General features: G+C 56.2%; 13 protein-coding genes. 8 read left to right on the top strand and 5 right to left on the bottom strand.

Going from position 1 to position 13,291, the window contains the following annotated elements:
- The first annotated feature begins 141 nt into the window (after nucleotides 1–141).
- Complete coding sequence (locus GYRE_RS19485) at nucleotides 142–2,325, top strand: glycosyl hydrolase family 18 protein (protein ID WP_245939521.1); 2,184 nt, start codon at nucleotides 142–144, stop codon at nucleotides 2,323–2,325.
- A gap of 56 nt (nucleotides 2,326–2,381) precedes the next feature.
- On the opposite strand, the gene GYRE_RS24010 is transcribed toward GYRE_RS19485, so the two are convergent.
- Genes GYRE_RS24010 through GYRE_RS19475 form a run of 3 tightly spaced genes read right to left on the bottom strand, consistent with a single transcriptional unit; the run spans nucleotide 2,382 to nucleotide 4,914 of the window.
- The gene (locus tag GYRE_RS24010; protein WP_072009095.1) at nucleotides 2,382–2,507 is read right to left on the bottom strand and encodes a DUF2474 domain-containing protein; all 126 of its coding nucleotides are present in this window, start codon (nucleotides 2,505–2,507) and stop codon (nucleotides 2,382–2,384) included.
- The gene (gene cydB, locus GYRE_RS19480; RefSeq protein ID WP_038257678.1) at nucleotides 2,507–3,517 is read right to left on the bottom strand and encodes a cytochrome d ubiquinol oxidase subunit II; all 1,011 of its coding nucleotides are present in this window, start codon (nucleotides 3,515–3,517) and stop codon (nucleotides 2,507–2,509) included. The genes GYRE_RS24010 and cydB overlap by 1 nt, the downstream gene beginning before the upstream one ends.
- Nucleotides 3,517–4,914: a cytochrome ubiquinol oxidase subunit I gene (locus GYRE_RS19475; protein ID WP_038257677.1), complete on the bottom strand. Its 1,398-nt coding sequence runs from the start codon at nucleotides 4,912–4,914 to the stop codon at nucleotides 3,517–3,519. Before GYRE_RS19475 ends, cydB begins: the two co-directional genes overlap by 1 nt.
- Nucleotides 4,915–5,146: 232 nt before the next feature.
- Here GYRE_RS19475 and GYRE_RS19470 point away from each other — a divergent pair, with 232 nt between their 5' ends.
- Nucleotides 5,147–5,431 (top strand): hypothetical protein, encoded by a 285-nt coding sequence (locus GYRE_RS19470; RefSeq protein WP_038257676.1) that lies wholly within the window; start codon nucleotides 5,147–5,149, stop codon nucleotides 5,429–5,431.
- A 54-nt stretch (nucleotides 5,432–5,485) separates the two neighbouring features.
- Here the strand turns inward: GYRE_RS19470 and GYRE_RS19465 are convergent, their stop codons facing one another.
- The gene (locus GYRE_RS19465) at nucleotides 5,486–5,995 is read right to left on the bottom strand and encodes a hypothetical protein (RefSeq protein ID WP_006819877.1); all 510 of its coding nucleotides are present in this window, start codon (nucleotides 5,993–5,995) and stop codon (nucleotides 5,486–5,488) included.
- Between the two features lie 147 nt (nucleotides 5,996–6,142).
- Here GYRE_RS19465 and GYRE_RS19460 point away from each other — a divergent pair, with 147 nt between their 5' ends.
- The 6 genes from GYRE_RS19460 (at nucleotide 6,143) to patD (ending at nucleotide 13,128) form a co-directional block, all read left to right on the top strand.
- The gene (locus tag GYRE_RS19460) at nucleotides 6,143–7,558 is read left to right on the top strand and encodes an aminotransferase-like domain-containing protein (RefSeq protein ID WP_006819878.1); all 1,416 of its coding nucleotides are present in this window, start codon (nucleotides 6,143–6,145) and stop codon (nucleotides 7,556–7,558) included.
- A gap of 208 nt (nucleotides 7,559–7,766) precedes the next feature.
- Nucleotides 7,767–8,912 carry a putative ABC transporter substrate-binding protein YdcS gene (ydcS, locus tag GYRE_RS19455; RefSeq protein WP_038257675.1) on the top strand — a complete coding sequence of 382 codons (1,146 nt, stop codon included), beginning with the start codon at nucleotides 7,767–7,769 and terminating at the stop codon, nucleotides 8,910–8,912.
- Nucleotides 8,913–8,929: 17 nt separating this feature from the next.
- Nucleotides 8,930–9,943 (top strand): ABC transporter ATP-binding protein, encoded by a 1,014-nt coding sequence (locus GYRE_RS19450; protein WP_038257674.1) that lies wholly within the window; start codon nucleotides 8,930–8,932, stop codon nucleotides 9,941–9,943.
- Nucleotide 9,944: 1 nt separating this feature from the next.
- Complete coding sequence (locus GYRE_RS19445) at nucleotides 9,945–10,886, top strand: ABC transporter permease (protein WP_051860999.1); 942 nt, start codon at nucleotides 9,945–9,947, stop codon at nucleotides 10,884–10,886.
- Complete coding sequence (locus GYRE_RS19440) at nucleotides 10,876–11,682, top strand: ABC transporter permease (protein WP_006819883.1); 807 nt, start codon at nucleotides 10,876–10,878, stop codon at nucleotides 11,680–11,682. The genes GYRE_RS19445 and GYRE_RS19440 overlap by 11 nt, the downstream gene beginning before the upstream one ends.
- Nucleotides 11,683–11,703: 21 nt before the next feature.
- Entirely contained in the window at nucleotides 11,704–13,128 is a 1,425-nt protein-coding gene (patD, locus tag GYRE_RS19435; protein WP_006819884.1) for an aminobutyraldehyde dehydrogenase, read from the top strand.
- Between the two features lie 49 nt (nucleotides 13,129–13,177).
- Here patD and yncL read toward each other — a convergent pair whose 3' ends face one another.
- Complete coding sequence (yncL, locus tag GYRE_RS25365) at nucleotides 13,178–13,273, bottom strand: stress response membrane protein YncL (protein WP_071777529.1); 96 nt, start codon at nucleotides 13,271–13,273, stop codon at nucleotides 13,178–13,180.
- Nucleotides 13,274–13,291 lie beyond the last annotated feature (18 nt).

Raw genomic sequence — 13,291 nt, 5'->3', positions numbered from 1 at the left:
TAATACAGTGAATATATTAGTTTTTCTTAATTTACAACTCAACTATTTCTAAATTGTCGTTAGTGTTTCTATTCATTAAATTCCCCTCCGAAGTATGAAATAAACCGAAGCGAAACAATAACTCACAGTCAAGGAATGAAAATGACATTAAATAAGCTAACAAAAGCGATGCTTTTTAGCGGGCTGATTTTACCTTTCGCCGCCTCCGCGGCATCGCTCACCATGAATGATGACACCAATACTATTAGTGGCCTGACCACCAGCGAGATGCTGAGTAAAGATAATGGTGAATCCTGGGTAGCTTATACCAGTGCGACACAAAATAGCTTCCCGGGCACCGTCACCGTGACGGTGGCGACCAAAGATGATAACGCGATCAAGGCCGTGGCCTACGATCCTGACTCATCCTATGCGGGGGGGGCCGTGGTGAGTTACAACGGTCATTACTGGAGCGCGCAGTGGTGGGCTGAAGCGGGCCAGACGCCGGGCTCCAGCAGCGGCAACATGTGGACAGATTTAGGCGTTATTTCTATCAATACGCTGGCAACGTTCAAATTCACACCTTATACCGGGCAGAAAGCCGCCGATATTCAGAGCAATGGCAAAGCGACCGTTGCTGCCCAGCGCAAGATCATCGGTTATTTCCCGGAATGGGGCGTCTATGATGCCCATAATAACTTCACCCCGGATAAAATTGATTTCACGGGCCTGACGCACCTCAACTACGGCTTTGGTATTGTTGAAGACGGGGAGGTCATTATCCACGATACCGATAAAGGCCCGGGTCTGCTGAAGCAGCTCGATGAGCTGACCGAAGAGAACAGCGTCAGCTATATGATTTCAGTCGGTGGCTGGGACAACTCACAGGAAGGCGTCTTTGAGACGGCAACCAAAACCCAGGACGGCACCGATAAGCTTGCTGACAGCATGATTGCCTTTATGCAGAAGTACGGCTTTGACGGTATCGACGTTGACTGGGAATATCCGGACACCGATGCAGAAAAAGCCCAGTTCACCAGCCTTATCCAGACGCTGCGCAGCAAGCTGGATACCGCAGGTTTAGCCAGCGATAAGTATTATCAGCTGTCGGCGGCGGTGACCACCAATCACAATAACATTCAGTACATTAACCCGAAAGTGACCGCACCGCTGCTGGACAGCGTTAACGTGATGGCGTACGACATCCACGGCGCCTTCGACGCGATCACCGGGCATAACGCGCCGCTGTTTGCTAACAGCATGGATAGCGATCCGCTGTTAAACGTGGCATCGACCATGAAGGAGTATAACGAGACCTGGGCGGTACCGAAGCAGAAGCTGATGATGGGGCTGCCGTACTATGGCCGTGGCTGGGGTAGCGTCGCGTCAACCGAACTGGAAGCCGGCCTGCCGGGGCTGTTTGCCGCCGGTTCGGCGACGGTTCACGGGCAATGGGATGATGAGGGTCAGTACACCGGGACGAACCCATACGCGACCCTGAAGACCATGCTGGCGAGCGGGAAGTATACCCGCTACTGGGACGATCAGGCGAAAGTGCCGTATCTGTACAGCAACTCGACGCAGGAGTTTTTCACCTATGACGATCCGGAGTCGATTCAGGGGAAAGTCGACTACATCAACGCCCAGGGCTTCGGCGGCGCGATTATCTGGGATCTGAGCGGTGACACCACCGATCATGAGCTGGGTGATATCGTTAAGCCGTTAAAAGATACCCAGCTGACCGGCTACCTGGGGTATACCACCAATACTATTGCCAACTCCACGACAAACAATGTCAAAACCACGTTCATGATCCTGAACCTGGACAAATCCTTCCAGGAAGGGAGCTATGAATATAAGCTGACGCTCAACGGCAATGTCGTGTGCAGCAGCAGTAACGGTAAAGTCACTGGCGGAACTAAATCCGTTAACGGCAGCACCGTATCGTTATCATGCAACCTTAAAACGCCGGTAGCGGGGGATGTACTTACGTTCACCGTAGGTGGTACGACTATTTTTGAAAAAACATTGACCGATGACATTCGTTTTGAGACAGACAATAATATAAAGGCACTGAATCTTAACGGGACCTCATTTACTTTCGATTTCACCCCTTCCGGCAGTGAGCAGTATGTTATTTATCTGAACAATAAATATAGTGGGGATTTCCGTACCAATCCTAATAACAAGAATGGTATGGGTACAACTGCTTATTTGTCTTATGTCACTATGGCGAATGGCGAACTCAATATCAGGGCGCGTTCGTGGGGTAATATTAAGTCTGGTGATAAGATCGAGATTATCCGTAATGGCAATACGTTGGTAGGGACTCTCATCGCACCATAACTGTTGTGAATATAACAACCCCCTCAGTAATGAGGGGGTTGATTTAATTTACATCATCACGATTTAAAACCTGCAGCCGTCATCAACAGCCGGAAAAATGAACCGACTGCTGCCAGCGCCATAACGCTGCCGCCCCACAGAATAACCAGCCAGAATAGCCGCTTGAACAGTGGTTGTTGCATCAGTGATACCCCTCGCCGTGTTGAACTTTGCCGCGAAAGACGTAGTAACTCCAGAAGGTGTACACCAGAATTACCGGAATGATAAGCAGCGCGCCCACCAGCATAAAGCCCTGGCTTTGCGGCGGCGCGGCGGCCTGCCACAGGGTGACATCAGGCGGGATGAGGTTCGGCCAGATGCTGATCCCAAGCTCGCTGAAGCCAAGAAAGATAAGCCCAAGAGTGAGTAAAAACGCCGAGGCATGGTACTCCGGATGCGTCAGCACGCCCCACAGCCACAGACTCAGGGCCACCACCAGAATCGGTACCGGCAGCAGGAAGAACAGATTCGGCAGGCTGAACCAACGCTCGGCGATGGCGCTGTGTGCCAGCGGCGTCCACAGGCTGATAATGCCTATCACCACCAGCAGTGCCAGCAGCAGTTTTTTCGCCGTGGCGCGCATTTTTTGCTGCAGGGCATTCTCCGTTTTCATGACCAGCCACGTCGCGCCTAACAGCGCATAGGCAATCACCAGCCCCAGGCCGCAGAACAGGGTGAAAGGGGTGAGCCAGTCGAACGGCCCGCCGCTAAAGGTGCGGTTAGCCACCGGGAAACCGTTCAGTACGGCACCCACCACCACGCCCTGGCTGAAGGTGGCGAGGAGTGAGCCGCCGAGGAAGGCTTTATCCCAGAAGGGGCGGTGCGATGGCGTTGCCTGAAAGCGAAACTCAAACGCGACGCCACGGAAAATCAGACCAATGAGCATAAGCGTCAGCGGAATGGTCAGCGCATCAATAATCACCGCGTAGGCCAGCGGAAAGGCGCCAAACAGCCCGGCACCGCCGAGCACCAGCCAGGTTTCGTTACCGTCCCAGACCGGGGCGACGCTGTTAACCATCACATCGCGGTCGGCGGCGTCACGGGTAGCCGGGAAGAGAATGCCAATCCCGAGGTCAAAACCATCCATCACGATGTACATCAGGGTGGCAAAGACGATAATCACAAACCAGATGACGGAAAGATCGATACCCATCAGCGCTGCTCCTCAGAATGAAAATGTTCTACCGCCGCTGAGAGCGGGCGAGCCGGCGTCCCGGTTGGTTCAGGGACAAACGCCTGCGGGCCTTTACGAATCAGGCGGATCATGTAGCTATAGCCAACGCCAAACACCGCGCTGTAGACCACAAAGAACGCCAGCAGGCTGATGCTCATGTGCAGGTCACCGTGGGCGGAGACCGCGTCTTTGGTGCGCTGTAAGCCGTAAACCACCCACGGCTGGCGGCCGACCTCCGTCGTCACCCAACCGGCAAGAATAGCGATAAGCCCGGAAGGTCCCATCCACAGCGCAAAGCGCAGGAACGGGCGAGACGTATAAAGACGCTGTTTTCGACGCAGCCACAGTGCGGCGACGCCAAGCAGTATCATCAGCATGCCGAGCCCGGCCATAATGCGAAACGACCAGAACACCATCGTCGAGTTGGGGCGGTCCTCTTTCGGGAAATCCTTCAGCGCCGGAACCTGTTTATCAAGGCTATGGGTCAGAATAAGGCTGCCCAGCGCCGGGATTTCCAGACCATAACGGGTACGCTCCTGCTCCATATCCGGCCAGCCGAACAGCAGCAGCGGCGTAGGCTCGCCCGGCGGGTTTTCCCAGTGACCTTCAATGGCGGCAATTTTGGCAGGCTGGTGCTTGAGCGTGTTCAGACCGTGCATATCGCCAATCATCGCCTGTAACGGCGCGACAATCAGCGTCATCCACAGCGCCATCGAGAACATCGCGCGAATGGCTGGAGTGTTATTACCGCGCAGCAGGTGCCAGGCGGCAGAGGCCGCCACGAACAGCGCACTACTAAGAAATGCCGCCGTTGACATGTGCAGCAGGCGGTAAGGGAATGACGGGTTGAACACCACCGCGAACCAGTCTACCGGCACGACCTGACCATTGACGATTTCATAGCCCTGCGGGGTCTGCATCCAGCTGTTGGAGGCAAGGATCCAGAAGGTGGAAATAATCGTTCCGAGCGCCACCATGCAGGTGGAGAAGAAGTGCAGCCCGGGGCCGACTTTCTTCCAGCCGAACAGCATCACGCCGAGGAACCCGGCCTCGAGGAAGAAGGCGGTGAGCACTTCGTAGGTCAACAGCGGGCCGGTAATACTCCCGGCAAACTGGGAAAAACCGCTCCAGTTAGTGCCGAACTGATAGGCCATCACCAGGCCTGACACCACGCCCATCCCGAAGTTAACGGCAAAGATTTTTGACCAGAACTGATACAGCGAGCGCCATACCGGATTTTTACTTTTTAGCCATAACCCTTCGAGTACCGCCAGATAGCTGGCAAGGCCGATGGTTATCGCCGGAAAGATAATGTGGAAGGAAACCGTAAACGCAAACTGGATCCTTGCTAAATGAAAGGCATCAAGACCAAACATGCAGAACTCCGCAGAAAATTGATTCAGCGCAATTCTAGAGCCAGGGGATGGGCAGCGGCAGAAACAGAAAAGGCTTATTTATGTATAACAGTTGCCATACTGTTATGATTCTGCGAAAAGGCCGCCGTAATAAAGTGTTACTTTCTCCAGCATTCCAGGCTACAAAAAAATAAGCGCCGCTCTTCATACTCCCGACTTCTTGTTATTTCCTCATTTATTGCGAGATATTCTTGTGAAGAGACGTTGCTTATTGGCAGTGGCATTGATGGGTTGTACGGGTATGGCGATGGCGCAGAACGTGACGGTGGATGTTCCCAGTGGTTATAAACTGGTGATGGTGCCATCGTCGGTGAGCGTGCCGGAATCAACAACGATTGTCAGCACCGCACCGCAGACGACCTATGTTGCACCGACGCAAACGGCGGCACCGGCACCGGTGTATCATCCCCGTGCGCGGCATGTGGCAAGCGTAGCGGAAGGTATGGTGATAGAACATCAGTATGACGATCACCACTAAGCGTTAAAACGTAGCAAAACCCCGCCAGTATTCTGGTGGGGTTCACGGTGGGTGCTACAGCGAAATGTTGCAGGCAGAAATAAACTTCTTCACTGATTTGTTCGCGAACGACACCGAGCCGGCGCCGGACGAGAGCTGATTACCTTTACCGTCTTTCACCCCGACCAGAAAATCTTCTCTGGACTGCTGGGCCAGCAGCTGCGACAGCAGGGTTTTAATTTTGCCATTCTCACGGCTTTCGAGCTGAATAGACTGCGGGTTGCGTCTGGCAAGCGTGGCGTTAAACGTCAGCGGCGCGTTGTCTGCTACTTTAATCAGCGACTGGTAATGGTGCGTGCCTTTTACGACGGTGTTGCTGTTTTGCTCAACCTGGCTTACCGAAAGCTGCCCGGCGGCGCAATCAAAGATAAGCGACTGGTTTTTATTGCTGATATCACCGACCAGTTCGGCACTTTTCCCGCCGGTAAAAATATCGTTTTCAACGTTGGTTTTCCATGCCGCCTGAGCGAAGGGCAGATAACCTGCCAAAAGAAAGGCGGAGGCTAAAACGGTTTTCTTAAACATATAATAAGTCCCACGCAAAAGCGCCTTTCTACCAGTATTCTGGTCATGGCTTGTGATTAATATTGCTTTATTTTTTTAGTGAATTTATCCGTATAAACCCATTTGGTTGGGATATGATTGTGAACCGGCTCCAGCAGGAACTCATTGATGAAAAAGTATCAGCGTCTCGCCCAGCAAATTACCGAACAGATAGCCCTTGGCGTCTGGCAACCGGGCGATCGACTGCCGTCCCTGCGTGAGCAGGTGGTCAGCAGCGGGATGAGCTTTATGACCGTGGGGCATGCCTATCAGCTGCTGGAGAGCCAGGGGCGGGTCGTTGCGCGTCCGCAGTCGGGCTACTACGTGGCACCGCGCCCGGTCAAACCGCAAAAAAGCATGCCGCCGCAGCAGGTGATGGGCGACGAGAGCGTCGACATTAACACCTATATATTTGAAGTGCTGCAGGCGAGCCGCGATGCGTCGGTGCTGCCGTTTGCCTCCGCGTTTCCCGATCCGCGCCTGTTCCCGCTGCCGCAGCTTAACCGCTCTCTGGCGCAGGTGAGTAAAACCGCCACGGCGATGAGCGTGATTGAAAATCTTCCCCCGGGCAATGCTGATCTGCGGCACGCCATCGCGCGGCGTTATGCGCTGCAGGGAATGAATATCTCCCCGGACGAAATTGTGATTACCGCAGGCGCCCTGGAGGCGCTGAACCTCAGCCTGCAGGCGGTGACCGAACCCGGTGACTGGGTGATTGTCGAGAACCCCTGTTTCTATGGCGCCTTGCAGGCGCTGGAGCGTCTGAAGCTGAAAGCGCTGTCGGTAGCGTCTGACGTAAAAGAGGGGATCGACATGCAAGCGCTGGCCCAGGCGCTGCGCGATTACCCGGTGAAAGCCTGCTGGTTGATGACCAACAGCCAGAATCCGCTCGGATTTACGCTAACCGCTGAGAAAAAAGCGCAGCTGGTGGCGTTATTAACCGAACACAACGTGATGCTGATTGAAGATGACGTCTACAGCGAGCTCTATTTTGGCCGTGAGAAACCGCTGCCTGCCAAAGCCTGGGATCGCGATGACATGACGCTGCACTGTAGCTCGTTCTCTAAATGCCTGGTGCCGGGTTTTCGTATCGGCTGGGTCGCCGCCGGGAAGCACGCCAGAAGGATCCAGCACCTGCAGCTGATGAGTACGCTCTCGACCAGTTCGCCCATGCAGATGGCGCTGGTGGATTACCTGTCGACCAAGCGCTACGACGCGCATTTACGCCGCCTGCGCCGTCAGCTTGCCGAACGCAAACAGCTCGCCTGGCAATCGCTGCTGCGCCACATGCCCGCAGAGGTGAAAATTCACCATAACGACAGCGGCTATTTTCTGTGGCTTGAGCTGCCGGAGGGCATCGACGCCAGCAAACTGAGCGTGCTGGCGCTTGAGAAACACATCAGCATAGCCCCCGGCAAGATGTTCTCCGTCAGCAACAGCTGGGCGTCATTTTTCCGCTTTAATACGGCGTGGGGATGGGGCGAAAGGGAGGAAAAAGCGGTCGCAGAGCTCGGCGATATTATTCGCCAGATTCTTGTTTCCTGAACAACTTATTCACGTTGCGAAAGCAACTCCCGCCCGTCAGCATTCTCTTTTTTATCAGCGTTTTCAGCGTAATGCGCGGCTTGTCACAACCTGAGCAAAATTCCTGGCAGCGGCGGGTGCGTCGTCACTCTGCCGTCTACTGTTAATGAGGGAGATATTTTTACGGCACGGCTGCCGCCAGAATTCATTGTGACAGGAGTAAGATTCTATGAGCAAGAAATTTGCCCGCAGCAGCCTGTGTGCGCTGGGAATGACCGTGATTGCCGCGCAAGCCGCAGAGCCGCCAACGACGCTTGATAAAGGCGAAGGGCGGCTGGATATCATCGCCTGGCCGGGCTATATCGAACGCGGCCAGACGGATAAAAACTACGACTGGGTCACCGCGTTTGAAAAAGAGACCGGTTGTGAAGTCAACGTCAAAACCGCCGCCACGTCTGACGAAATGGTCAGCCTGATGGCGAAGGGGGGCTATGACCTGGTGACCGCCTCCGGGGATGCCTCTTTGCGTCTGATTATGGGTAAACGCGTGCAGGCGATTAACCCGGCGCTGATCCCTAACTGGAAAACCCTCGATCCACGCCTGGTGAAAGGCGGCTGGTTTAACGTTGGCGATAAAGTCTACGGTACGCCGTATCAGTGGGGCCCGAACCTGCTGATGTATAACACTAAAACCTTCCCGACGCCGCCGGACAGCTGGAACGTGGTGTTTGTGAAGCAAAATCTGCCGGATGGCAAAACTAACCAGGGCCGCGTACAGGCCTACGATGGTCCTATCTATATCGCCGATGCGGCGCTGTTCGTGAAAGCCACGCAGCCGCAGCTGGGTATCAAAGATCCGTATGAGCTGACCGAAGCCCAGTATCAGGCGGTACTGAAGGTGCTGCGCGATCAGCACGCTCTTATCCACCGCTACTGGCACGACACCACCGTGCAGATGAGTGACTTCAAAAACGAAGGCGTGGTGGCCTCCAGCGCCTGGCCGTATCAGGCCAACGGCCTGAAGGGTGAAAATCAGCCTATCGCCACCGTATTCCCGAAAGAGGGGGTTACCGGCTGGGCGGATACCACCATGCTGCACTCCGAAGCAAAACACCCGGTCTGCGCTTACAAATGGATGAACTGGTCGCTGACGCCAAAAGTACAGGGCGACGTTGCGGCATGGTTCGGCTCGCTGCCGGTGGTGCCGGAAGGCTGTAAAGCCAGCACCCTGCTGGGCGATAAAGGCTGCGAAACTAACGGCTACAACTTCTTCGACAAAATAGCGTTCTGGAAAACGCCGGTGGCGGAAGGCGGGAAATACGTGCCTTACAGCCGCTGGACGCAGGATTACATCGCCATTATGGGCGGGCGCTAACGCCGCAGGAGTGTAGTATGACGTACGCAGTAGAATTTCAGGACGTCTCGCGCCTGTACGGGGACGTGCGCGCCGTGGATGGCGTCAGTATGGCCATCCGCGACGGCGAGTTATTTTCTATGCTGGGGCCGTCCGGCTCCGGCAAAACCACCTGCCTGCGCATGATTGCGGGGTTTGAACAGCTTTCCGGCGGCTCAATTGCCATTTTTGGCAAGCAGGCGAGCGAGCTTCCGCCGTGGGAGCGTGACGTCAACACCGTGTTTCAGGACTACGCGCTGTTTCCGCATATGTCGGTGCTGGAGAACGTCGCCTACGGGCTGATGGTGAAAGGTATCGACAAAAAAACGCGGCTTGCCCGCGCCCAGGAAGCGCTGGAGAAGGTGGCGCTGGGCTTTGTGCGCGACCGCCGTCCATCCCAGCTTTCCGGTGGTCAGCGTCAGCGCGTGGCGATTGCCCGTGCACTGGTCAATCAGCCGCGTGTATTGCTGCTGGATGAACCGCTGGGCGCGCTGGATCTCAAACTGCGCGAGCAGATGCAGCTGGAACTTAAAAAGCTGCAGCAGGAACTCGGCATCACCTTTATTTTCGTCACCCACGATCAGGGCGAAGCGCTGTCGATGTCCGATCGCGTTGCGGTATTCAATAACGGGCGCATTGAGCAGGTTGATTCACCGCGTGACCTGTACCTGCGGCCGAAAACCCCGTTTGTGGCCGGATTTGTCGGCACCTCCAACGTCTTTGATGCCGCCATGAGCGAAAGACTGTGCGGAATGCCGGGGACCTGGTCGCTGCGCCCGGAGCATATTCGTCTTAATGAAGGCGGCGAACTGCAGGCGAACGGCGTGGTGCAGGCGGTGCAGTATCAGGGGGCGGCAACCCGGTTTGAAATAGCGCTCGACGGCGGCGGCAGGCTGTTGGTCAGCCAGGCCAACTTCAGCGGCGGCATTCTGCCGGCCGGGCCGCAGCCGGGGCAGAACGTGCTGGCATCCTGGGCACGCGATGCGATGGTTCCCCTCGACGGAGGGAGGTGAAATGGAGATGAGCGTTTCACCGGTTTCCTCACCCTCATTACTTAGCCGTGTATCAGGCCTGTTCTGGCGCAGGCCATCGCTGGGCCTGTTCCTGCTGTTGCTCGGGCCATTGATGTGGTTTGGCATCGTCTATTTAGGTTCGCTGCTCACGCTGCTGTGGCAGGGGTTCTACACCTTCGACGACTTTACCATGTCGGTAACGCCGGATCTGACGCTCGCCAACCTGTGGGCGCTGTTCAACCCGGCCAACTACGACATTATTATCCGCACGGTGGTCATGGCGCTGGCGGTGACGATTGCCAGCGCGATTCTGGCGTTCCCGATGGCCTGGTACATGGCGCGCTACACCAGCGGTAAATGGAAGGCGTTCTTCTATATTGCGGTGATGCTGCCGATGTGGGCGAGCTACATCGTGAAAGCCTACGCCTGGACCCTGCTGCTGGCGAAAGATGGCGTGGCGCAGTGGTTTTTAAGCCACATGGGGCTGGAAGGGCTGCTGAATCAGTTTCTCCTGCTGCCCGCGGTGGGCGGCAACACGCTGTCAACCTCCGGACTCGGGCGTTTTCTGGTGTTCGTCTACATCTGGCTGCCGTTCATGATCCTGCCGGTACAGGCGGCGCTGGAAAGACTGCCGTCCTCGCTGCTGCAGGCTTCCGCCGATCTCGGGGCGAAACCGTCCCAGACCTTCCGCTTTGTTGTGTTACCGCTGGCCATTCCTGGCATTGCCGCCGGGTCGATTTTTACCTTCTCGCTGACGCTCGGCGATTTCATCGTGCCGCAGCTCGTCGGGCCGCCGGGGTATTTCATCGGTAACATGGTCTATTCTCAACAAGGGGCGATAGGCAACATGCCGATGGCGGCGGCGTTTACGCTGGTGCCCATCGTACTGATCTCTCTTTATCTGGCGTTCGTGAAGCGCCTGGGAGCCTTCGATGCACTCTGAACGCGCACCCTGGTTCCTCAAACTGGCGGCGTGGGGCGGCGTCATTTTCCTCCATTTCCCGCTGGCGATTATCGCCATCTACGCCTTCAACACCGAAGATGCGGCGTTCAGTTTTCCGCCGAAGGGGCTGACGCTGCACTGGTTTAGCGTGGCCGCCAGCCGTGGTGACATTCTGGATGCGGTGACGTTGTCACTTAAAATTGCCGCGCTGGCGACGCTGATTGCCCTGGTGCTTGGCACTCTGGCTGCAGCGGCGCTGTGGCGCAGTACGTTCTTTGGCAAGAATGCTATCTCGCTGCTGCTGCTGCTTCCCATCGCGCTGCCGGGGATCATCACCGGTCTGGCGCTGCTGACCGCGTTCAAGGCCATCAATCTTGAGCCGGGCTTCCTGACCATCGTCATCGGCCACGCCACCTTCTGCGTGGTGGTGGTGTTTAACAACGTAATTGCACGTTTCCGTCGTACCTCGTGGAGTCTGGTTGAGGCGTCGATGGACTTGGGTGCCAACGGCTGGCAGACCTTCCGCCACGTTGTGCTGCCTAACCTGGGGTCAGCGCTGCTGGCCGGGGGCATGCTGGCGTTTGCCCTGTCATTTGACGAAATCATCGTGACCACCTTTACGGCAGGTCACGAGCGGACTTTGCCGCTATGGCTGTTGAACCAACTTGGCCGTCCTCGCGACGTGCCCGTAACTAACGTGGTAGCGCTGCTGGTGATGCTCGTTACTACCGTTCCAATTCTGGGAGCCTGGTGGCTGACCCGCGATGGCGAAATGGTCGCCGGTAGCGGGAAATAAGTGAAAAGTAAGGAGTGAGTGATGCAACATAAATTACTGATTAACGGTGAACTGATTGCAGGTGAAGGCGAAATGCAACCAGTGTACAACCCGGCAACGGGAGAAATTATTCTCGAAATTGCGGAAGCCACCGCCGCACAGGTAGATGCGGCGGTACGCGCCGCCGACCGGGCATTTGTTGAGTGGGGGCAAACCACCCCAAAAGCACGTGCTGAACTGTTACTGAAACTGGCTGACGCCATCGAAGAACACGCCGATGAATTTGCCGAGCTGGAATCGCTGAACTGCGGTAAACCGCTGCACTGTGCGCGCAACGACGAGCTGCCGGCGGTGGTCGACGTATTCCGCTTCTTTGCCGGGGCAGCGCGCTGCCTGAACGGCATGGCGGCCGGAGAATACCTTGAAGGCCACACCTCGATGATCCGCCGTGACCCGATAGGCGTTATCGCCTCTATCGCGCCGTGGAACTATCCGCTGATGATGGCGGCCTGGAAGCTGGGGCCTGCGCTTGCCGCCGGTAACTGCGTGGTGATTAAACCCTCTGAAATCACGCCGCTGACCGCGCTGCGCCTGGCTGAGCTGGCGAAAGATATCTTCCCGGCAGGGGTCGTGAACGTCCTGTTTGGCCGTGGTAAAACCGTGGGCGATCCGCTGACCGGACACGAAAAAGTGCGCATGGTGTCGCTGACCGGCTCCATCGCCACCGGCGAACACATCATTCGCCATACCGCATCATCGATTAAACGTACCCATATGGAGCTGGGCGGCAAAGCGCCGGTCATCGTCTTTGACGACGCCGATATCGATGCGGTGGTGGAAGGGGTTCGTACCTTTGGTTTCTACAACGCCGGGCAGGATTGTACCGCCGCATGTCGTATTTACGCGCAGAAGGGCATTTACGATCGTCTGGTGGAAAAACTCGGCACCGCTATCTCCAGCCTGAAAATTGGCGCGCCGGATGACGAATCCACCGAACTGGGCCCATTGAGTTCGCTGGCTCACCTTGAGCGCGTAAGCGCCGCCGTGGATAAAGCGCGTCAGCTAAGCCACATCACCGTGGTCACCGGCGGTAGCAAAGCGGAAGGCAAAGGCTACTGGTACAAACCGACGCTGCTGGCGGGTGCGCGCCAGAATGACGAAATTGTGCAGCGTGAAGTGTTTGGCCCGGTGGTGAGCGTCACGGTATTCGACGACGAAGCGCAGGTGCTGGAGTGGGCGAACGACAGCCAGTACGGCCTGGCGTCATCGGTGTGGACCCGCGACGTAGGCCGCGCGCACCGCATGAGCGCGCACCTGCAGTACGGCTGCACCTGGGTGAATACCCACTTTATGGTGGTAAGCGAAATGCCGCACGGCGGGCAGAAGCTCTCTGGTTACGGCAAAGACATGTCGATGTACGGTCTGGAAGATTACACCGTGATCCGCCATGTGATGATTAAGCACTAAGACCGCTCCCCCCAAAGCTGCAATGGCGATGGGGGGAAACCAATGTGTATCAGCTGAACACGTTAAATCTGAAGCAAAGCATGCTAATCAGCAGGAGCGCCGCGACGACGTTGATTACCGCTACGGTTTTACTGGAGACGTCCATAACATCACCTCTTTGATT

The organism is Yokenella regensburgei ATCC 49455, from assembly GCF_000735455.1.
Classification (GTDB): domain Bacteria; phylum Pseudomonadota; class Gammaproteobacteria; order Enterobacterales; family Enterobacteriaceae; genus Yokenella; species Yokenella regensburgei.
This window is presented reverse-complemented; position numbering and strand designations above follow the sequence as displayed.